Source organism: Ruegeria sp. C8, from assembly GCF_056537565.1.
In genome coordinates this window covers 23,840-44,779 of the sequence record NZ_JBQFRV010000017.1, presented here as the reverse complement: position 1 = coordinate 44,779, position 20,940 = coordinate 23,840, and the positions used below count along the sequence as shown (strand labels likewise).

Below are 20,940 nucleotides of genomic sequence, written 5' to 3'. Positions count from 1 at the left end.
GACCATTCGGTCCGACATCCAACGAAATCGCAGAATTGGCCAAAATGGCCTTGTGTTGAAAGGGATCACAATGGGCAAGACCGTCCGACTGACCGCAGCGCAAGCTTTGGTGCGCTATCTGGGCGCGCAGATGAATGAGGCTGGAGAGCCTTTTATCGCAGGTGTCTGGGCCATTTTCGGCCACGGAAACGTGGCCGGGCTGGGTGAGGCGCTGCATGGTGTCAAAGACACGCTGCCCACCTATCGCGGCCACAATGAACAGACGATGGCGCATTGCGCGATTGCATATGCCAAACAGATGCGGCGCACACGGGCGATGGCGGTGACCTCGTCCATCGGGCCGGGCGCGACCAATATGGTCACCGCTGCTGCGCTGGCCCATGTGAACCGCCTGCCGGTTCTTCTGCTGCCGGGCGACGTCTTCGCCTCGCGCGGGCCGGACCCGGTGTTGCAACAGATCGAGAGTTTTGGCGATGGCACTATCAGTGCCAATGACTGTTTCCGCCCGGTTAGCCGCTACTATGACCGTATCTCGCGCCCCGAACATCTGCTGACCGCTCTGCCGCGTGCTTTCCGCACGATGACGGATCAGGCGGATTGCGGGCCAGTCACTTTGGCCTTCTGTCAGGACGTGCAGGCCGAGGCCTATGATTACCCCGAAAGCTTCTTTGAACCGCGCGTGTGGTTCCAACGCCGTATTCGCCCAGACGAAGGCGAACTGGCGCGCGCCGTCGCCGCGATTTCCGCAGCCAAACGTCCGGTTATCGTTGCGGGCGGTGGGGTGCACTACTCGGATGCAACCGACGCCCTGCAGAGCTTTGCTGAGACACACAATATCCCAATCACCGAGACGCAGGCCGGCAAATCCGCTTTGGCCTGGGATCATCCCCTGAACCTCGGCCCAATCGGTGTGACCGGCGGCGAACCCGCCAATGACATCTGCGCCGAGGCCGATCTGGTGCTGGCCGTTGGCACGCGCCTTCAGGATTTCACGACCGGCTCTTGGGGCCTGTTCTCGAACTCCGCGCGCGAGATGATCTGCCTCAACACAGCCGCCTATGATGCCGAGAAACACGGCGCGATGCCGTTGCAATCCGACGCGCGCGTTGGCTTGCAGGAGCTGGGCGCGGCGTTGCAGGGCTACAATGCTGATCCTGTGGCGGACACTCTCAAAGCGGATTGGTTTGGCAAGGTCGACGCGCTGACCGACGCACCGGGGGACGGGAACGCGCTTCCCACCGATATGCAGGTGGTCGGCGCGGTACAGCGTGCCTCGCATGACGACACGGTGGTGATGTGCGCCGCTGGCACAATGCCGGGCGAGCTGCACAAGCTGTGGAAAGCGCCACGGCCCGGGGCTTATCACATGGAATACGGGTTCAGTTGCATGGGCTATGAGATCGCGGGTGCGATGGGCATCAAGATGGCCCAGCCGGATCGCGACGTGATCTGCTTTACCGGTGACGGCACCTACATGATGGCGAACTCGGAAATGGCGACGGCTGCGATGATGGGCGTCTCCTTCACCGTCGTAATTACCGACAACCGGGGCTTTGGTTGTATCAACCGCCTGCAAATGGGCACTGGCGGGGCCGAGTTTAACAACCTGTTGGATCACACCGTCCACGAAACCGCCTCGAACATCGATTTCGCGGCACATGCGGCGGCGATGGGGGCGACCTCAGTCAAGGTCAGCTCGATTGCCGAGCTTGAGGACGCGCTGGCCAAACGCGGTGACATCTCAGGCCCTTACGTGGTGGTCATCGACACCGATCCTTACCCCTCGACCGAATATGGCGGCACATGGTGGGAAGTCGCGGTGCCCGAGGTCAGCACCCGCCCCGAAGTGAACGAAAAACGCGCGGCCTATGAGGTTGCCATCAAGGAAAGAAACACGAAATGAGCGTGAAAATCGGGATCTCTCCGATCGCGTGGCAGAATGACGATCTGCCGGACCTGACCGCTGCATACACAATGGAACAAGCGCTGCAGGAGTCGCGTCAGATTGGTTACACCGGCGTCGAACGGGGCCAGCGGATGCCCAGCGATACCGAGGGGCTGCGCGCCTACCTTGAGGGCAACGATATCGCGCTTTGTGGCGGCTGGTGTTCCGGTGCCTCGCTGATCAACGACTTCGCGGCGGAACGAGACGCCGTGCAGGAACAGGTCGCGCAATTCGTGGCGTTGAACAGCCCGTGTATCGTTTACGCCGAATGCTCCAACACCGTTCAGGGCCAGATCGGGACGCCGGTCAATGACCGCCCGAAACTGTCGAAGGATGAGGTGCTCTCCTACGCGGCCAAGCTGACCGAGTTGGCAAAATGGATGGGTGATCAGGGCATGCCGATGGCCTATCACCACCACATGGGCACGATCATCGAAAGCGAGGATGACGTGAACTGGCTGATGGAGGGCTCAGGCCGCGAGCTGAAACTGTGCTTTGACACCGGCCACCTGCTGTTTGGCGGCGGTGACGTGATGGCGACCCTGAACCGCTGGGGCGACCGCGTGCATCACGTGCATTTCAAGGATATCCGCCCCGCCATCGTGCAGGACGTGCGGGAAAACAACCGCAGTTTCCTGGACGCCGTGATCGCAGGCGCGTTCACGGTGCCAAGTGACGGCTACATTGATTTTCAGGCGGTCGCAAATGCGCTGAAAGCGATGGATTATGACGGCTGGATCGTCGTTGAGGCAGAACAGGACCCGGCCAAAGCGCCGCCCTATGAGTACTCCAAAAAAGGCTACGACCACATCGTTGATGTCTGCGGCAAGGCAGGATTGGAGATCACCGCTTAGCACACCGCCCCAAGGGGCAACACCGAAGCCATGAGAAAGGAGAAAGTCATGGTAAATCAAGAACTCGGATATGTCGGCTATTTTGACCGGGAATCCTGTGATCTGGATGAATTCAAGGTGTTGACCTCACAGGCCCTTTCGGCGGACGCGGTGTCGTTTGCTGCGTCTGTGGAAAACAATGTGCCCGTCTATGACATGCAGGCTTTGCGTCCGCTACTAGAGCAAGCAGACAAGCGGCAGGCCTTGCTGTCCGAATGGGCTTGGGTTCTTGCCAAATCTGCAGGCGTCATCGCCCTGAAACAGGCGTATCCGGATACAAGTGTGATCGACCGGGCCACAGAAGTGTTCCGCCAGATCATCGAAGACGAACGTCAGGGCGGCGGGGGTGAGGGCGACCACTTTGCGGCCTCTGGGGCCAATGACCGGATCTGGAACGCGTTGCAGAAACAGTGCCTGCGCGATCCCGAGGGCTTTGCGCTCTATTTCGGAAACACCTCGATTGCCGCCGCGTGTGAGGCTTGGCTTGGCCCGAACTATCAGGTCACGGCGCAGATCAACCAGGTGCGCCCCGGCGGGCAGGCACAGCAAGCGCACCGTGACTATCACCTTGGCTTTCAAACGGCAGACAGCGCTGCGCGATACCCCGCGCATGCGCATTTTCTAACGGCAGCTCTGACATTGCAGGGCGCTGTGGCGCATTGCGATATGCCGGTGGAGTCCGGCCCAACCAAGCTGCTGCCGTTCTCGCAGCTTTATGCGCCCGGATATCTTGCCTTCCACGACACGGATCACCGCGCGCATTTCGAAGAGAACTACGTGCAGTTGCCTTTGCAAAAAGGGGATGCCGTGTTCTTCAACCCTGCGCTGTTCCATGCAGCGGGCGAAAACCGCAGCGCGGACATTGATCGCATGGCAAACCTGCTTCAGGTGTCCTCGGGTTTTGGTCGGGCGATGGAGGCTGTGGATCGCCGCGCGATGTCCGAGGCGGTGCTTCCGTCGCTCATCACCTTGAAACAGAGAGGTGACCTGACTGCTACTCAGCTAGAGGCCGCGATTGCCGCAACTGCCGAAGGGTATCCCTTCCCAACCAATCTCGACACGGATCCTCCGGTCGGGGGGAATGCGCCGGACAGTCAGGCGGATATCCTGCGCCGCGCTGTGGCCGAGGGGTGGTCTGAGGCGCAGCTATCGAACGCGCTTTCGGCGCTGACCACGCGGCAATCCGCCTGAAATAAGAACCGGGCGGTCTGAAGGGCCGCCCATTACCGGAGACCAACATGGCAGATTTGCTCAAGAAACCATTCGGCACCCGTGGCAAGGTCCACGACATAACTCCGGCCAGCGCCGGGTGGCGCTATGTCGGATTCGGCCTCTACCACCTGCGCGCGGGCGACAAGGCGGCCGAGGTCACTGGAGATCGTGAGGTCATTCTGGTCATGGTCGAAGGCAAGGCGCAGATCTCCGGCGCCGGGCAGGATTGGGGCGTTCTGGGCGACCGGATGAATGTGTTTGAGAAATCACCGCCTCATTGCCTCTATCTGCCCAACGGCACCGAATGGGAGGCCGTGGCCGAAACTGATTGCGTCATCGCTGTCTGCTCGGCCCCCGGAAAGGGCGGGCATCAGGCCCGGCGGATTGGACCGGATGGCATTACTCTGACCCAGCGTGGCAAGGGCGTGAACACACGCCATATCAACAATATCGCGATGGAGAATGAAGACTACGCCGACAGCCTGTTGGTTACCGAGGTGTTCACCCCAAACGGCCATTGGTCCTCATACCCCAGTCACCGCCATGATGAGGATGACTTCCCGCGTATCACCTATCTTGAGGAAACCTACTACCACCGCCTAAACCCGGCGAACGGGTTCGGAATTCAGCGCGTCTACACAGATGACGGTCAGTTGGATGAAACGATGGCAGTCTCGGATGGCGATGTTGTGACCGTTCCGCGCGGACACCACCCTTGCGGAGCACCCTATGGGTTTGAGATGTATTATCTGAACGTCATGGCCGGACCATTGCGGAAATGGCGATTTGTTGCGGCCCCCGAGGTCGAATGGATCATGGAGCGTGACGGATGACCCCAGAATTTGCCACCTATCCCAGCCTGAACGGCAAGACCGTTTTCATCACCGGCGGGGCTGGGGGGATTGGGGCGGAAACGGTTCGGGCCTTTGCTGAACAGGGGGCCAAGGTGGGTTTTCTGGACCTCAACGCGGATGCCGGCCATGAGTTGCTGGCGGAGTTGGAAGGCGAGCATGCCTTCGCCCAATGCGATCTGCGCGATATCGATGCGCTGCGCGATGCGCTGGAGCAACTGACCGAGGAACTGGGCGCAGCGCATGTTCTGGTCAACAACGCGGCACAAGATGACCGACATGACTGGCGCGAGGTTACTGCGGACTATTGGGATGAACGCATGGCGACCAATATCCGCCATATGTTCTTTGCCATTCAGGCGGTTGCCCCCGCAATGATCGAACGGGGCGCAGGCTCCATAGTCAATCTGGGGTCGAATTCCTGGTGGGAGGCCGGCGCAGGTTTCCCCGCCTATGCCACCGCCAAATCTGCGGTTCATGGCCTCACCCGAACCATGGCGCGCGAGCTGGGGGATCACCGTATCCGCGTAAACACTGTTGTCCCCGGTTGGATCATGACCCAGCGCCAGAAAGACCTGTGGGTCACGCCCGAGGCGCTGGCAAAACAAGTTGACCGCCAATGCCTGCCGGACCCGATCGACCCGGTCTATGTGGCGCGGATGGTGGTGTTTCTGGCCTCAGACGACGCCGCCATGTGCAGCGCCGGGAATTTCATGGTCGAAGGCGGCTCGATCTAGACTTAGTTTGATCATTCGGCATGGGCCAAGCAATTGTTGTCCCGTCGCCGGATATCTCAATGAAGCACCGGTTTATACTTTTAGACAGATGGTTTCGAAACCTGCCATCCAAAACGATTCCATCGAGGGACGAGTTGCGGGACAAATTGAGCTTTCGCTACAGTTGCGCCAATGACAGCTTTGCCGACGAGTAGTTCATTTCAAGAACTGCCCAGCCGCTAGCTGTTCTTCCAACTCTGGGCGTAAGTATACCTTTGCGTGTTGTTCCTCTCCTCGGCATGCACCGATCCATTCCCCAGAGTATTTTGCGAGAGCTTCTTTCAGAAAAGCTATCGCGTCCTCTTGCTGCTCGATTGAGATAAAATGTTCGTCAAGAGCAACAGGCTCAAAGCGGTGGGATGGGTTGTGGACGTGGCGTGAGGTATGCGTTTGTGCCAATGTATCGAAATAGAGTGGCATACCAAGAGAGCCTATTTCCCAAGTCGTTTCTCGCTTAGGCCCCTGATAAACGCTGGGAGGGAACGGTCTGCCTCCCTTTTGACCGATCTGAATACTCAGACCGTCCAGTTTTAAAAACAAATACATTACCGCTTCCATTCCGCCGGTTCTGACAAAATTCAACGATACGTTAAAGTTTGAAGTAGCAATCCGCCTGCTTTCGTGTTCATACCAGAACTTCAGACCTCCAGTTGTTCGGTAGTTCTGGGGGGTACATACGAGTTTCTTGGGTTGAGGTACGATGCGTCTATTGTTCTGAGCCATAGCGCTGTTCCGCTTCTCCACGTACACTGCAAGTCCAGAGGTGCCTTCGAGTCCAAATTGGCCCACTCGTTGCACCTCCAGAGCATACAGCGGACATTTAGTGTTATGCAGCATTCGGTACTAAGGGCTCTTTTTCCTCTTTCGCCGCTCGCTGGCCGAAGGACCGCTTTATCCCAGTTACACAAACACTGCCTGAGAAAGGCAATTCATCTAGGCGCAGGGTTAAACTAAGTAGCCATTCACATCTCGATCTAACTATTTCTGAGGTGGCGCGCCGAAGGCCCGGATCACGGTGCGGGCGGCAGCCTCGACCGGGTCGTGTGTCTCTTTCAGGATGCTCACGCGGTCGAACCGCTCCGGGTCGCTATTCACAGCGTCGCGTAGGGCGTTACCGAAGGCCATACGCAGCTCGGTCCCGATGTTGAATTTGCAGATCGAGGTGCCTTGGGCCAAGCGCGTGCGCTGCTCGACTGGCACGCCCGAGCCTCCGTGGATCACCAGCGGCACCTCGGTCAGCGCGTCGATCCGAGCGATCCGGTCTTCGTCAAGACCGCCTTCTTTGTTCTGCTGCAGGTGGACATTCCCAACCGAGATCGCCATCGCATCCACGCCGGTGTCACGGGCGAATTGCGCGGCCTCCTCGGGGTCAGTTCCGTTCGATCCTTCGCCGCCGGAATAGCCGACAAACCCGATCTCACCTTCACAGGAAATCCCGGCCGCATGGGCCATTTCGGCAATGGCGGAGGTCTCGTCGATATTCTGCTGCAACGGTTTGCGCGACCCGTCGAACATCAGCGACGTAAAACCGCTGTCCAACGCGATCTTACAGTCTTCATACGTGTAACCATGGTCCAGATGCGCGACCACGGGGACCGAGGCTCCCTCGGCCAGATGGCGGAACATTTTACCAAGGATGGGCAGGGGCGTGTGTTCGCGACAGCTGGGACCGGCTTGCAGGATGACCGGTGCGTTTTCGGCCTCGGCAGCGGCTACATAGGCGCGCATATCCTCCCAGCCGAGGGTTACCAAACCGCCTACGGCATAGCCATGTTCATAAGCCGGCTGCAGGACGTCTTTCAGGGTGACAAGGGTCATTTAAACTTCGCGATCATGTCTTTGATGCCCGGAATCGTCTCGACCTGATAGGCATGGGTGGGTTGGAAATACTGCACCAATGAGCGCTGCGTCAGTCCGCCGAGGATGGTGAAATAGTACATCTCATATCCCGGTAATACGCAGCAGGGATGATAGCCCTTGTCGATACAAACGGTTGAGCCATCGACGATGTGATAGGCATCGCCCGGTTCATTGTCTTCGCGCTGCAACATCTGAAGGCCCGAGCCCCAGTTGGGTTTGAAGCGGAAGTTATAGGTCTCGTCGTGGCGCGTCTCATCCGGCAGGCGGTTGGTGTCGTGTTTGTGGCTGGGAAAGCCCGACCAGCCGCCTTGGCCGACGGTGAACAGCTCACTCACCAATAGGCGGCCGACCTTGTCCTGTTGTTTCTGGCCCAGGATATGTTTGATCTTGCGATGCGTTTTGGTGTCGTCGCTGCCGTACTGCACGAGGTCATGCTCGCGTACATCGAACGGGTCCAGAACCTTGTCATACTTGGCCCCGGCGATGAAAACCTCGGCCGCGTCCGACACGCAGACCAGCTGCGTTTTGGCGCCAACCGGGACATAGACGCCCTCTGGCTCACCATCCCAAACGTCCTCGCCACGGTTGCCCAGTTTGGCGAATTGCACGCCTTCGACGTCTACATCCACCGAGCCGGTGGCGGGGGCGATGCAGGTCTCATAGCCCGGCACCTGGTATTCGAACGCCTCACCGCGCTTGAGTTTGACGATGTTGAAATAGTTCAGCGGAACCAGCGGGTCGTCGACATCGACGATGGCTTTGTTTTGGTTGTCATGGGGCGCGATGTGCATGGGGGCCTCCTATGTGGTCGGGCCGGGGTGGTCGGCCAGAAACGCATCCAGCTCGGGCGTTGTGGGCATGGCGGGGGCGCATCCGGGTTTCGAAACCACGATGGATGCACAGGCCGAACCGCGCATGACGGCTTCTTCCAACGAATAGCCAGCGGCGACAGAGGCCAGTAAGCCTGCCATAAAGCTGTCACCTGCTCCGTTGGGTTTGACTGCGGTAATCGGGTAGATGCCCGTGTGAATCTCCTGACTGTCCATCATCGTGACGGCACCTTTTTCACCCATCTTGTAGATAACGATGCGGCCTGGCTTTTCGGCCAATTCCTTGGCCTTTGCGAACCCTTTTTCGATACCGCCGGCCATGAAGCCGAATTCCTCGTCATTGCCGACAATCAGGTCACTGGCCTCTCCGGCCCGGGACAGGACATCGGCCGCCACTTCGGGCGATGGCCAGCTATAAGGGCGATAGTCGATATCGAAAATTATTGGCAACCCTGCGGCGCGGGCATTGTCAAAAGCCCGAAACGTGGCACTGCGTGATGGTTCCGCTGCAAAGACAGTTCCGGCGGATATCACGGCTGAAAATGCCGCATAATCGATCCGGTCCATGTCCTCTTCGGTGACTTGGAAATCGACCGCCCCGTTGCGGTAGATGACGTTCTGAAAATTCTCGATCCGGCTTTCATAGATCGCTAGGGATATGCGGAATTCACCGCCGACAATGCGGATGTAAGAGGTGTCGACACCGTAGTGCCGCAGGCGGTTCAGACAGAATCGACCAACTGCATCGTCCGAGACCGAGGTAACCAATGATGCCTGACTGCCGAGCTTGACCAGACCCGCGCAAATATTGGCCGAGGACCCGCCGAGATCGGCATGGAAAGTGTCGGCATCCTCGCTTTTGACACCGATTGGATCGGCAAACATATCCATTCCGGCACGACCGAAAACCGCAAACCGATTTCCTTTGATGCCCTCGATCAAAGCGCTCACGTGATGTTCCTCCGGCGTAGCGTCGTCGGCAAAGTTTGGACCTTGCGTTGAATCGATTCACACGATACTGATTTTGCAACCGGTTGCAAATAGTATGTTCGGAGCCGCGACAGATGCCTGAAATCGGAATTGGAATTGTTGGTGGCGGCTATATGGGCAAGGCGCATTCTGTTGCCATGTCCGCCGTGGGCGCTGTGTTCAACACTGCTCTGCGTCCGCAGCTCGAGGTGATTTGCGCTTCGTCCACTGAAAGTGCCGAACGATACCGTGCGGCCTATGGGTTCCAGCGCGCGACCGACGATTGGCGCGCTCTGGTTGAGGATCCGAAGGTCGAAGCGATTGTCATCGCATCGCCTCAGGAAACGCACCGCCAGATCGCCGAGGCAGCCTTTGCCTTGGGCAAGCCGGTCCTGTGCGAAAAACCTCTGGGCGCGTCGCTGGAGGACAGTCAGGCGATGACACGCGCGGCCGAGGAAGCCGGCGTCGTCAACATGGTGGGTTTCAACTATATCCGCACTCCCGCCAGCCAGTATGCGCGCCAGCTGATTACTGATGGTGAGATCGGCGACGTCACCTGGTTTCGCGGTGAGCATACTGAGGATTTCTATGCCGACCCCGACGCTCCCGCCACGTGGCGCACGACCGGCATGGCCAACGGCACGATCGGAGATCTGGCCCCGCATATGGTAAACGGCGCGCTGGCGCTGATCGGCCCGATCGCGCAGGTCATGGCTGATGTCGAAACCGTTCACCGCACGCGTCCGGGTGGAGAGGTTACGAATGACGATCACGCCCAGATTATGTGCCGCTTTGAAAAAGGTGTGATGGGCAATCTCTATTTCAGCCGCGTCGCGACGGGTCGCAAGATGGGTTATGCCTATGAGATCTCGGGCACCAAGGGCGCAATCCGGTTCGATCAGGAAGATCAGAACGCCCTCTGGCTCTATCGCCGCGAAGGGCCGGAAGGGCAGCGAGGCTTCACCAAGATTCTGACCGGCCCCGCCCATCCGGACTATGAGCCCTTCTGCCAGGGCCCCGGTCACGGTACCGGCTATCAGGACCAGATCATCATCGAGGCCAAGGATTTCCTACAAGCCATTCACACTGGCAATCCGATCTGGCCGACCTTCCGCGACGGGCATGAGGTCAACCGGGTGCTGGCGGCTGCGCTGGCTTCGTCGGACCAGCGGCAGTGGAAAGATATCAGCGATTTTTGATCGCTCTAGCTCGGTAAAATTGAAGAGAGACAAAGACCATGGCAAAGCTGAAATGGGGCATGATTGGTGGCGGCGAAGGCAGCCAGATCGGACCTGCCCATCGGTTGGGCGCGCAGGCGGACGGGATGTTCGAGTTCGCGGCAGGCGCTTTGGATCATCGGCCCGAGGTGGGCCGTGAATATGCTCAGCGGTTGGGTATCAACGCCGACCGCGCCTATGGCAGCTGGCAGGACATGCTGGCAGGCGAAAAAGACCGCCCCGACAGGATTGATCTGGTCACGATTGCCACGCCGAACTCCACCCATTTCGAAATCGCTAAGGCGTTTCTTGAGGCCGGCTTCAACGTCCTGTGCGAAAAGCCCATGACCATGACGGTCGAAGAAGGCGAAGAGATCGTACGCGTGGCCGAGGCCTCAGGCAAGATCTGCGCGGTGAACTACTGCTACTCGGCCTATCCGATGATCCGGCAGGCCCGTGCGATGGTGCGGGCAGGAGATATCGGCAAGGTGCGGTTGGTGGTGACCAATTTCAGCCATGGCCATCATGGCGATGCGACGGATGCCGAAAACCCTAGGGTTCGCTGGCGCTATGATCCGGCGATGGCGGGTGTCTCAGGCCAATTCGCCGATTGTGGTATTCATGCGCTGCATATGGCCAGTTTCGTCTGCGATGATCAGGTGAAATCCTTGTCCGCTGATATGGCCTCGACCATTTCCAGCCGCGAGCTGGAAGATGACGCGATGATCAATTTCCGTACCGAAGGCGGCACGGTTGGTCGCCTGTGGACGTCGTCCGTGGCGATCGGGCGGCAACACGGGTTCGACATTCAAGTGTTTGGTGAAACCGGCGGTTTGCGCTGGGCGTCTGAGCAGCCCAACCAGCTGATCTACACCCCAGTCGGAGGGCGCACCCAGATCATCGAAAAGGGCGAGGGTGGTCTGCATGACGAAGTGCAACGACTGTCGCGCGTGGCCATCGCCCACCCTGAGGGCTTCCCGCTGGCTGTGGCCAATATCTACTGCGATCTGGCCGATGCGATCCGGGGTGAGGCCCGTGACGGTCTGCCCGGGGCTTCAGACGGTGTGCGTTCGATCGCCGCCGTTCATGCTGCTGTCGCGTCGGGCAAAGAGGACGGCGCTTGGAAAGACGCGCGTCCGCCAATGTTCCGGTAGTCAGGCACGGGGGCGCAGCGTGCCCCTCTCGATCACCCGGCAGGGGAAAATACGGGCCTCAGGGTATCTCTGAGGCTCTTTCAACATCTCCTCGACCAGATCCACCGAGGCGTTGATGATCTGCTTGATCGGCTGGTGAATGGTGGTCAGGTCGACGCTTTCCCAACGAGACATTTCCATATCGTTCAGGCCGATGACGCCGATGTCGTGTCCTGGCGTCAGCCCATGATCCTTGAGGGCCGACAGCGCGCCAATCGACAGGATGTCATCGCCGCAGAAATACCCCTCGGCCGGGGCGCCACCCAACAGCCGCAGCATCTCGGCCCGCCCGGCATCGAACGAGTAATTCTGCGCGAAAGAATACGACACCTCGAGGTTCGCATATTGCGCTGTTTCCTCGATGAACCCGCGATATCGGTCCATCGCCGAGGTCGCATCCTTCGGTCCCCCAAGATACCCGACGCGTTTGTACCCCCGTGCCACCAGCTCTCGCGCGGCCATACGCCCGCATTCCACGTTGTCGATGCCAACCACATGCACCTCGGGCGAGGTGGCCGAGCGGCCAAATGTATGCACGACGGGAACCCCAGCGTCGTGGAACGCTTTGGCAAAACTGGGGGGCAAGGTCGATGAGGCGACAATGGCGGCATCGACCGAGTATTGCCGCAACATCCGAACGGAATTGGCGGGCTCGGTCTCGTCGGTCAGGTTCACGATCAAAGGACGCAGTCCGCGCTCCTGCAGGGCCCGTGTGAACTGGTCGAACACCTCCAAAAAGATCGGGTTGTGGAAGTTGTTCGAGATCAGCCCGATCAGCTTGGTCCGCCCGGTTGTCAGCGACGAGGCCAGCGCATTGGGGCTATATCCCAGCTCTTTCGCGGCTTTTTCCACCTTACTGCGGGTTTTGGCCGAGACCGAGGCGCCTTCGGTAAAGGTGCGCGACACGGCTGATCGCGACACACCCGCCAGCGCGGCAACATCTTTGAGGGTGACGCTCATGGCAGGTGCCTTGCGGGCAATTGGGCGGGGAGGGCGCTGGGTAGTGTCATGGTGTCAGCATTATGCACCAAGTCCGCATTGTTGCAACCGGTTGCAACAAAGCCACATCAACATCGTGCGAGGAGGAGCGTTTTTCAAAAGAAGCATCCTGGGTGATGAGAGACACGAAACCCAACGAACCTATGCGATCGAATTTACCGTGTAGGGTGCTGTAGTTGTGGAACCGACTACACAATAGTTCTAATGACCAAAGATCAGGCTATGCGTCCAGCCCGCCCGCATTCTGGATAAGAGCTGCACATTTAATCTCGATGCCGAGGCTCGGTACATGGGTGTTATCGGCAGGGCCATCGGATGATCGAGCAGGTCCGTCGCCGGTATAGCAAGTTGCACGACATCGTCATCATGTTAGGCACTGGTTTACTTGGAGCTTGGACGCCAACACAGAAGAAAGGTGTTTCGGTTTGTCCGGGGCAAGCGGACCTGAGCTGCATCCGCAAGAGCAACTCACTCGATCATGAAAGGCGGCCGTTCGCAGCAGGGAAGGCAAGACAAAAAGTCTAGCGGAGCATCCAAGTAGGACTGCACAAACGTAGGCTTGCACAGTCGCCATAATTGGCCCTTTGCCAAATCGATTGGTGATGTCTGACATAAACTCGAGCGATATGGGGTCTTTTAAGGGCTGCAACACGCGCCCGTGTTTTTGAACCCGTTCAATCGACCATGTACACCGTTTCGCCCGTGTCTATCGCCCGTTGCGCCGCTTGCCCCATTCTGACCGCCCAGAGGCCGTCGTTTAAACTTACGTCCGGCTTATCTTTTTCGCCACGAAGCACGGCCAAGAAACCTTTGTGCTGATAGTAGGTTGATCCATTGTGATCCCCAGCCGCCAATAGGTTCGGATCCACTGGAACGTCCATTGATACGGGGCCTTTGGGATTGCGCGGACTCACGATTACGCGCGGAGGTGGAGGAGCGCCCAAGTGATCCTGCCAAAAGCGCACCGGTCCTGGAACCAGCGCTTCGATTTTAGCGTCTGGTCCGACGGCTGATATCTCTTCCTGATAGCGAGAGCCTTCGGCAAACATGCAGAGTTCCAACATCGCGCGCGCACCCGAGGCAAAATCCACAAGAACATAGCCGTGATCCAGAATATCTGGGGTTTGACCATCGTAGCTCTCGTCCAAATGGTTCACTGCCTGCCCACCACTTGCCGTTATGCGTACCGGGTCGGATTGCAATATTAGACGCATGAGGTCGAAGAAGTGGCAGCATTTTTCGACGAAAGTACCGCCAGTATTGCGGTTGAAGCGGTTCCAATGGCCGACCTTGTCGAGGAACGGAAAACGATGCTCGCGGATCGATAGCATTTTTATACCACCGGCCACCTGAGCCTTCTCGATCAGAGCAGCAATAGGGGGCATGTACCGGTATTCCATCGCAACCCAAATCGGGCAGGGGTAGTCGCGCTGCAACTGCTCGAGGCGAGCCCCGTCTTGCGGGTCGGTGAATAGTGGCTTTTCTACCAAAAGCGGTAGCGGACGTGTTTCAGCGATCGCGCAAATCTGGTCCACATGAAGATGGTTTGGGCTAACAATGACGACGCAGTCCAGTGCTTCAATCGCCAGAAGCTCTTGCATGGAACCCACCATGGCCGCATTTGGCGCAATTGCCTTGGCAGCTTTTGCCATCTCTGGATCGGGCTCAAAGATCGCTGCTACATTGGTGCCTCCCAGCAATCCGATATTGTGCAGGTGCTCTTGCCCCATCATGCCGCATCCAATCAGCCCGTAATTGATGGTCCGGGTCATGTGCAATTCCTTTTACTTCAAACGTTGTACGTAGTTGGCCCGATCTGGGTCGAACCATGTTTTTGAGAATTCAACGGGTTCGGCGTTTTCCGACCAGCTGAACCGCTCGATGTAGCCTACCGATTGGCCCGCTGGTTTGGTGAAGTCAGGAGGTGTCCAGTCCGGTAACGGTTGGACCGAGACTCTGTCTTCGGCTCTTGCGATCCAGAAGCCCAATTGGCGCTGATAGAAGCGATAGAGTGAGTCGGACAGCAGGCTCTGGTCGATCAGGCCCGCTGATTCGTCTAGCCAAATTTCTTCGACTGCGATGATTGTATCATTCAGATAGCGCATCCGCCGGACACGCGAACCAGCATCAGAAGCACCGAATTTCGGCAGATTGGCTGGCTTCTTCAGATGGTCAACTGACAGGATATCCGCACGTGGCAGGCCACCCCCTTCAGGTAGTTCCAGCCTGAACATTGCATAGACGCTGTTTTGTGTACCGGTCTCGCGGATGTAATTGCCTGAGCCCTGGATACGCTCCAACATCCCCTTTTTTTCTAGCTCAGAGAGTGATTTTCGGAGCGTTCCAACCGAGACATTCAACTCCGCCGCCATCTCTCGCTCGGGTGGCAAACGCTCGCCATCGATAAGGCGCCCGGCAGCGACGTCGCGGATCAGAAGTTCCGCGATTTGAATATATACCGGCAAGGCATTTGGGTTTCGGTTGGAGGCAGACACGGTCGACGCTTCACTCGGTCGCAGGAAAAATTGATACACTATTGATCTACATCAAAGCGATTGCTACGCAAGAGGAAAGTCAAAGATGTACGGAGCGTGAATCAAATGAGCATCGTCCCCATCACATCCCCCGATCTGGATGCGGCCGAAGTTTCGTGGTTTGCTGCGCTGTGTTCCGATGACTACCAGTTCCTTGGCGTGCCCGATGGCGACCTGCGGTCGAGTTGGGAGCATTGTTCCGGCATCGTGAAAGAGGCCGAAGCGCAGGGGTTCCGCAATATCCTCTGCCCGTCCTCCTATCAGGTCGGTCAGGACACGCTGAGCTTTGTCGCTGGTTGCGCACCGATTACCGAAAAGATCAACATGCTGGCCGCCGTACGCTGTGGCGAGATGCAGCCCATCATGCTTGCTCGCACCATTGCGACGCTGGATCACATGCTGAAGGGGCGGTTGACGGTCAACATCATCTCCTCCGACTTTCCCGGTGAGAAAGCCGACAGCGCGTTCCGCTATCAGCGCTCGCGCGAAGTGGTAGAGATTCTGAAACAGGCCTGGACGCAGGATGAGATCAATCATGCAGGCGAGGTCTATAACTTCTCAGGTCTGACCACTGACCCGGCCAAGCCATACCAGGTTGGAGGGCCGCTGCTCTATTTCGGCGGCTATTCCCCCTCCGCGCTCGACCTTTGTGGCGAGCATTGTGACGTCTACCTGATGTGGCCCGAAACCAAGGACCAACTTGCCGAACGCATGAAGGCCGTTCATGCGGTCGCCGAGAACTACAACCGCACGCTGGACTACGGTTTGCGTGTTCACATGATCGTTCGGGATACCGAGGCAGAGGCGCAGGAATATGCGGATTACATCGTTTCGAAACTGGATGACGAATATGGTCGTGCAATCCGGGAGCGGGCGCTTGACTCGACCTCTCTCGGCGTTGCGCATCAGGCCAAGAACCGCGATCTGGCGGATGAATATGGTTATGTTGAACCGGGTCTCTGGACCGGTGTTGGGCGTGCGCGTTCGGGCTGTGGCGCAGCGCTTGTCGGTTCGACCGATCAGGTTATGAGCAAGATTGAAGAATACCAAAAGATGGGCATCCGCGCCTTCATCTTTTCGGGCTATCCGCACATGGATGAAGCCAAACATTTCGGCGCCCGCGTGCTGCCCAACCTGAAAACCTGTTCGCTGCCCGAAGCTTATGGGCGCGTGCCTGCAACTACCCCGGCGACCCCGCTGGGCAACGGAGTTCGTCGCTGATGCAACGCGTGAAACTATCTGACTCGCTGGAAATGAGCCGCCTTGTCTATGGCATGTGGCGCTTGGGCGACGACTCAGACACATCGGCGGCACATGTCGAAGCCAAGATCCAGGCCTGTCTGGATCAGGGTATCACCACCTTCGATCAGGCCGATATCTATGGCGATTACGGGGCCGAGGCAGTTCTGGGCAATGCCCTGCGCTCCAATCCCGGTCTGCGTCAGCGGATGGAGATCGTTACTAAATGCGACATCGTCGCGCCGGTTGGCCGTTATGCGGACGCCAAGGTAAAATACTATGACACCTCGCGCGCGCATATCGTGAAATCGGTGGACACGTCCATGTCCGAAATGGCGATTGACCATATCGATCTGCTTCTGATCCACCGCCCTGATCCCATGATGGACCACCATGAGACCGGAGCTGCGCTAGACGAGGTCGTCGCCAGTGGTAAGGTCGGCGCGGTCGGCGTGTCGAACTTCCGGCCTTGGGATTGGTCACTGCTGCAATCGGCGATGAAGACCCAACTGGTCACCAACCAGATCGAGGTGTCTCTGGGTGAGATCAGCCCCTTCACCAATGGTGATCTGGCTTTTCACCAGCAACATGGTCATCCGCTGATGGCATGGTCGCCGTTGGGGGGTGGGTTGTTGATGGCCGGAAACCCTCCGGTCGGCGTTGTCGCGGATGAAATCGCAGCCGAGTTCGGCGTGGATCGCGCCGCGGTTGCCATGGCCTTCTTGTTGGCGCATCCGGCCAACATCCTGCCAGTTCTGGGCACCAACAATCTGGACCGGATCAAACGCGCCTCGGACGCGTTGAAAGTCAAACTGGATCGTGAAAGCTGGTACCGCCTCTATGAGGCGGCACTGGGCCATGAAGTACCATGATGAATGCAATCTCAAAGGACATGACCCACACCTTCGTTCCGCACAAGGACGACACCCGCACTCTGCGCGACGCTTTCGGCCGTTTTGCGACCGGCGTCACCATCGTCACATGCGACAGCGCTGATGGCCCGGTCTGCATTACGGCCAACAGCTTTTCGTCGCTGTCATTGGACCCGCCCTTGATCATGTGGGCGGGTGACCGCAACTCGCGCCGCTTCCCCTATTTTCACAAGGCCCTTCATTTCAGCGTGCATGTGCTGTCCTCGGAACAGGCCGAGCTGTGCTTTGGCTGCTCGAAAGACGCCTTTGCGCTGCGCGACATCGCGCATGAGCGCTGTGAGAACGGAACGCCGATCCTACCGGACTGCCTGGCGCGGTTCGAATGTGAACAACACGCGTATCACGATGCGGGCGATCACGTTATTGTGGTGGGAAAGGTTCTTAAGGCCAGCATGGCGGACGGAGACGCGCTGACCTTTTATGCCGGGAAACTCGGCCAATTCGCGCAGCACTAAGCGCGATTTGACGACCGCGGGACATACCCGCGGCTGAACAAGGGAGGATCCGCATGAGCGGACTGGCATCGGTGCTTGCACCGATTGCATTCGTGAACGAAACCGTGCTGCGTCTGGGCCGCGCGGTTGGTGTCGTTGCGATTGCACTCATGGTGATCGCAATCCTAATCCAAGTGTTTTTCCGGTATGTACTGGGCAATGCACTGCCATGGCCGGATGAGGCCGCGCGGTTTTGCATGTTGTGGATGACCGGGCTTATGGCCCCCACCGCGTTCCGGCGAGGCGGCTTTGTGGCCATCGATATGCTGGAGCGCTTTCTACCGCGCGTAATCGGCCAATCACTGAACCTGTTCCTGCTGCTGATTTCGCTCGCCGTCTTGCTGGTTGCCGTCAGTATCGGCTGGTCCGAGGTCACTGGCTTTGGAGGTAGATTCGCCACCGCCGCGCTATACCTTCCTACCTCACTCGGGTTCGACGAATGGTACCGCATTCCGCGCAGTTGGATGATGGCCTCGTTGCTGGTGGGGATCATTCTGCTGATTTCGGTGAATATCGAGCTGATCCTGCGATCCTTCATCACTCTGCTCGGTGGGGGCCACCTGTTGCCTGAAATTCCTGACGCGGCAGTGGGGGCCGAATAGATGCTGATCTGGTTCCTGCCCACCTTCCTGATTTTCCTGCTGATCGGCCTGCCGGTCTTTTTCGCTTTGCTAGCCGCGCCCGGTATCCTGCTTTGGCTGAACGGACAGACCAACGACATCACGCTTCTCTATCGCAATGTCTATAACGGTATGGACAGCTTCCCGCTGATGGCGATTCCCTTCTTCATGCTGGCCGGAGAGTTGATGAACCGGGGCGGCATCACCATCCGTCTGGTCGAGTTCAGCCAGGCACTGATGGGCCATCTGCGCGGCGGTCTTGCGCATGTGAACGTCCTCAGCTCAATCCTCTTCGCGGGCCTCTCGGGGTCCGCTGTGGCGGACACCTCGGCGCTTGGGTCGATGCTAATCCCAGCGATGGAGAAGCAGGGCTATACCCGCAAATTCGCCGCCGCCATCACGGCGGCCAGTTCGGTGATCGGACCAATTATCCCACCTTCGGGCATTATGATCATCTACGCCTACGTCATGGGCGAAAGCGTCGCCGCGCTGTTCCTAGCGGGCATCGTGCCGGGCGTGATGGTGGGTGTTGGCCTGATGCTGATGATCAAACTCATGGCAGACCGCTACGACTTCCCCGTTGCCAGCCGCAAATACACATGGCCCGAGCGGCGTCAGGCCAGCCTGAAAGCCTTCTTCCCATTGATGACACCGGTGATCATTCTGGGCGGTATTCTAGGCGGCATTTTCACACCAACCGAAGCCGCCGCCGTCGCCGTGGGCTACGCGTTCATCATCGGCTTCTTCGTCCTGCGCACATTGACTTGGAAAGAAGTTCCCGAAGTGCTCAGCAACGCAGGCATGACCTCCGCCGTCGTCCTTCTGCTGGTCGGCGCGGCGATGGCGTTCAAGACGGTTGTCAGCCTCAGCCATGCGCCGGAACAACTGGCCTCGCTGATCCTCAGCCTGTCGGAAAACCCGCTGATCCTGCTGTTCCTGATCAACCTGCTACTGTTCATCGTCGGCATGTTTCTGGATGCAGGCCCCGCGATCATTATCCTTGGTCCGATCCTTGGCCCCATCTTCACCAGCCTCGGCGTCGACCCGATCCACTTTGCGATCATCATGAGCGTCAACCTGACCGTCGGCCTAGCCACACCGCCAATGGGCTTGGTGCTGTTCGTGGCCGCCGCCGTATCGCGTGAGCGGGTCGAAACCATCGCCAAGGCGATTCTGCCGTTCCTAGCCGTTGAAATCATAGTGATCTTCCTGATCACCTATATCCCCGCACTATCCATGACGATCCCGAGGATAACGGGATTTGCCAACTAACTGAGTTCCATAGGGAGGAAACGCATGCTCAGAGATTTCATCAAAACCGCAGCGGTGGCCACATCGCTCGTGGCCGCGTCCGCTATGGCCGCCACAGCCGCCGACTACACGCTGCGCGCCACTGCCAACTCGAACGAAAATGACGAAGACTATGATGGTCTGATTGTCTTCAAGAACTATGTCGAGGCCGCGTCGAACGGCGCGATCGAGGTTGAACTTTTCATCGGAACCCAGCTTTGCTCAAACGGTGCGGAATGCCTGCAGGGCGTGGCGGATGGCACGATTGATATCTACATCTCCACCTCGGGCGGCGCGTCGGGCATCTTCCCTTACGTGCAGGTTCTGGACCTGCCTTACCTGATGGCCGATGACCGCATTGCCGAGCATGTTTTGTCCGGCGACTTCACCCGCACCATGCGCAACATGGCGCTGGAGGACTCGGGCGGCGCGATCCGTCTGATGACCATAGGTAACACCGGCGGCTGGCGCAACTTCGCCAACACCCAGCGCCGCATCGCCGAGCCTGCCGACATGGAAGGTCTGAAAATCCGCACCGTGGTCGCCGACCTGCCGCAGGAACTGGTCAAAGCCCTGGGCGCTTCGCCGACACCGATCCCATGGCCGGAACTGTTCACCAGCTTCCAGACCGGTGTTGTTGAGGGTTCCAAGAACGGCATCACTGACATCATGGGCATGAAATTCCCTGACGCGGGTCTGCAATATGTCACGCTGGACGGCCATGCCTATATGGGCGCGCTGTGGTGGATGAACAACGCCAAGTTCCAGGAGATGCCTGAGGATATGCGCCGTGTCGTTGTCGACGGTTTCTATGCGCTGCAGCAGGCCACCTTTGCCTCGCCCAAGCGCAAGTCGATTCAGGCCTATGAGGATTTTGTCGCCGGTGGCGGAGACCTCTACGTGCTGACGCCCGATCAGAAGGCCGCGTTCAAAGAGGCCGCAACCCCGGTGTATGACTGGTTCCAATCCAACGTTGCCCGTGGGGACGAAATCTTTGGTGCGTTGACCGAAGCGGTAGCTGCGGCTGAGGCCGATGTAAACGCCTCACGCGATGCGGACTTGAACTAAGTACATAGGCCGGGCTTT

General features: G+C 58.4%; 20 protein-coding genes. 13 read left to right on the top strand and 7 right to left on the bottom strand.

Annotation, left to right across the window (positions count from 1 at the left end; genetic code table 11):
• The first annotated feature begins 70 nt into the window (after positions 1-70).
• Genes iolD through ACR0KL_RS18875 form a run of 5 tightly spaced genes read left to right on the top strand, consistent with a single transcriptional unit; the run spans position 71 to position 5,638 of the window.
• Positions 71-1,903 (top strand): 3D-(3,5/4)-trihydroxycyclohexane-1,2-dione acylhydrolase (decyclizing), encoded by a 1,833-nt coding sequence (gene iolD / locus ACR0KL_RS18895; protein ID WP_170678896.1) that lies wholly within the window; start codon positions 71-73, stop codon positions 1,901-1,903.
• Complete coding sequence (iolE, locus tag ACR0KL_RS18890; RefSeq protein ID WP_170678898.1) at positions 1,900-2,799, top strand: myo-inosose-2 dehydratase; 900 nt, start codon at positions 1,900-1,902, stop codon at positions 2,797-2,799. Before iolD ends, iolE begins: the two co-directional genes overlap by 4 nt.
• 48 nt (positions 2,800-2,847) lie before the next feature.
• The gene (locus ACR0KL_RS18885) at positions 2,848-4,029 is read left to right on the top strand and encodes a phytanoyl-CoA dioxygenase family protein (protein ID WP_170678900.1); all 1,182 of its coding nucleotides are present in this window, start codon (positions 2,848-2,850) and stop codon (positions 4,027-4,029) included.
• 47 nt (positions 4,030-4,076) lie between these two features.
• Positions 4,077-4,883 (top strand): 5-deoxy-glucuronate isomerase, encoded by an 807-nt coding sequence (gene iolB / locus ACR0KL_RS18880; protein WP_170528367.1) that lies wholly within the window; start codon positions 4,077-4,079, stop codon positions 4,881-4,883.
• Complete coding sequence (locus ACR0KL_RS18875) at positions 4,880-5,638, top strand: SDR family oxidoreductase (RefSeq protein ID WP_170678902.1); 759 nt, start codon at positions 4,880-4,882, stop codon at positions 5,636-5,638. The genes iolB and ACR0KL_RS18875 overlap by 4 nt, the downstream gene beginning before the upstream one ends.
• A gap of 195 nt (positions 5,639-5,833) precedes the next feature.
• On the opposite strand, the gene ACR0KL_RS18870 is transcribed toward ACR0KL_RS18875, so the two are convergent.
• From ACR0KL_RS18870 to iolC, 4 genes are all read right to left on the bottom strand, one after another.
• On the bottom strand, positions 5,834-6,400 hold the full coding sequence (locus ACR0KL_RS18870) for a hypothetical protein (RefSeq protein WP_170678904.1): 567 nt from the start codon (positions 6,398-6,400) through the stop codon (positions 5,834-5,836).
• Positions 6,401-6,655: 255 nt separating this feature from the next.
• Complete coding sequence (locus ACR0KL_RS18865; RefSeq protein ID WP_170678906.1) at positions 6,656-7,495, bottom strand: class II fructose-bisphosphate aldolase; 840 nt, start codon at positions 7,493-7,495, stop codon at positions 6,656-6,658.
• Complete coding sequence (locus tag ACR0KL_RS18860) at positions 7,492-8,328, bottom strand: 5-deoxy-glucuronate isomerase (protein WP_170378767.1); 837 nt, start codon at positions 8,326-8,328, stop codon at positions 7,492-7,494. The genes ACR0KL_RS18865 and ACR0KL_RS18860 overlap by 4 nt, the downstream gene beginning before the upstream one ends.
• Before the next feature lie 9 nt (positions 8,329-8,337).
• On the bottom strand, positions 8,338-9,318 hold the full coding sequence (iolC, locus tag ACR0KL_RS18855; RefSeq protein ID WP_170678908.1) for a 5-dehydro-2-deoxygluconokinase: 981 nt from the start codon (positions 9,316-9,318) through the stop codon (positions 8,338-8,340).
• Positions 9,319-9,431: 113 nt separating this feature from the next.
• On the opposite strand from iolC, the gene ACR0KL_RS18850 reads away from it, so the two are divergent.
• Positions 9,432-10,535 carry a Gfo/Idh/MocA family protein gene (locus tag ACR0KL_RS18850; protein ID WP_170678910.1) on the top strand — a complete coding sequence of 368 codons (1,104 nt, stop codon included), beginning with the start codon at positions 9,432-9,434 and terminating at the stop codon, positions 10,533-10,535.
• Positions 10,536-10,573: 38 nt separating this feature from the next.
• Positions 10,574-11,707 (top strand): Gfo/Idh/MocA family protein, encoded by a 1,134-nt coding sequence (locus tag ACR0KL_RS18845; protein WP_170678912.1) that lies wholly within the window; start codon positions 10,574-10,576, stop codon positions 11,705-11,707.
• On the opposite strand, the gene ACR0KL_RS18840 is transcribed toward ACR0KL_RS18845, so the two are convergent.
• The 3 genes from ACR0KL_RS18840 to ACR0KL_RS18830 all read right to left on the bottom strand — a co-directional run bounded on the left by ACR0KL_RS18840 (position 11,708) and on the right by ACR0KL_RS18830 (position 15,240).
• Positions 11,708-12,706, bottom strand: coding sequence for a LacI family DNA-binding transcriptional regulator (locus ACR0KL_RS18840; RefSeq protein ID WP_480777387.1), 999 nt, complete (start codon positions 12,704-12,706; stop codon positions 11,708-11,710). It lies immediately after the preceding gene.
• Between the two features lie 713 nt (positions 12,707-13,419).
• Positions 13,420-14,517: a Gfo/Idh/MocA family protein gene (locus tag ACR0KL_RS18835; protein ID WP_480777386.1), complete on the bottom strand. Its 1,098-nt coding sequence runs from the start codon at positions 14,515-14,517 to the stop codon at positions 13,420-13,422.
• A 12-nt stretch (positions 14,518-14,529) separates the two neighbouring features.
• Positions 14,530-15,240: a GntR family transcriptional regulator gene (locus tag ACR0KL_RS18830; RefSeq protein ID WP_170678918.1), complete on the bottom strand. Its 711-nt coding sequence runs from the start codon at positions 15,238-15,240 to the stop codon at positions 14,530-14,532.
• A gap of 105 nt (positions 15,241-15,345) precedes the next feature.
• Here ACR0KL_RS18830 and ACR0KL_RS18825 point away from each other — a divergent pair, with 105 nt between their 5' ends.
• Genes ACR0KL_RS18825 through ACR0KL_RS18800 form a run of 6 tightly spaced genes read left to right on the top strand, consistent with a single transcriptional unit; the run spans position 15,346 to position 20,922 of the window.
• Positions 15,346-16,500 carry an LLM class flavin-dependent oxidoreductase gene (locus ACR0KL_RS18825; RefSeq protein ID WP_170678920.1) on the top strand — a complete coding sequence of 385 codons (1,155 nt, stop codon included), beginning with the start codon at positions 15,346-15,348 and terminating at the stop codon, positions 16,498-16,500.
• Positions 16,500-17,390 (top strand): aldo/keto reductase, encoded by an 891-nt coding sequence (locus tag ACR0KL_RS18820; protein WP_480777385.1) that lies wholly within the window; start codon positions 16,500-16,502, stop codon positions 17,388-17,390. The genes ACR0KL_RS18825 and ACR0KL_RS18820 overlap by 1 nt, the downstream gene beginning before the upstream one ends.
• Positions 17,390-17,905 carry a flavin reductase family protein gene (locus ACR0KL_RS18815; RefSeq protein WP_170556584.1) on the top strand — a complete coding sequence of 172 codons (516 nt, stop codon included), beginning with the start codon at positions 17,390-17,392 and terminating at the stop codon, positions 17,903-17,905. Before ACR0KL_RS18820 ends, ACR0KL_RS18815 begins: the two co-directional genes overlap by 1 nt.
• A 53-nt stretch (positions 17,906-17,958) precedes the next feature.
• Positions 17,959-18,546, top strand: coding sequence for a TRAP transporter small permease (locus ACR0KL_RS18810; RefSeq protein WP_480777384.1), 588 nt, complete (start codon positions 17,959-17,961; stop codon positions 18,544-18,546).
• The gene (locus tag ACR0KL_RS18805; protein ID WP_170378746.1) at positions 18,547-19,836 is read left to right on the top strand and encodes a TRAP transporter large permease; all 1,290 of its coding nucleotides are present in this window, start codon (positions 18,547-18,549) and stop codon (positions 19,834-19,836) included.
• A gap of 24 nt (positions 19,837-19,860) precedes the next feature.
• On the top strand, positions 19,861-20,922 hold the full coding sequence (locus tag ACR0KL_RS18800) for a TRAP transporter substrate-binding protein (RefSeq protein ID WP_170378744.1): 1,062 nt from the start codon (positions 19,861-19,863) through the stop codon (positions 20,920-20,922).
• Positions 20,923-20,940: the final 18 nt, after the last annotated feature.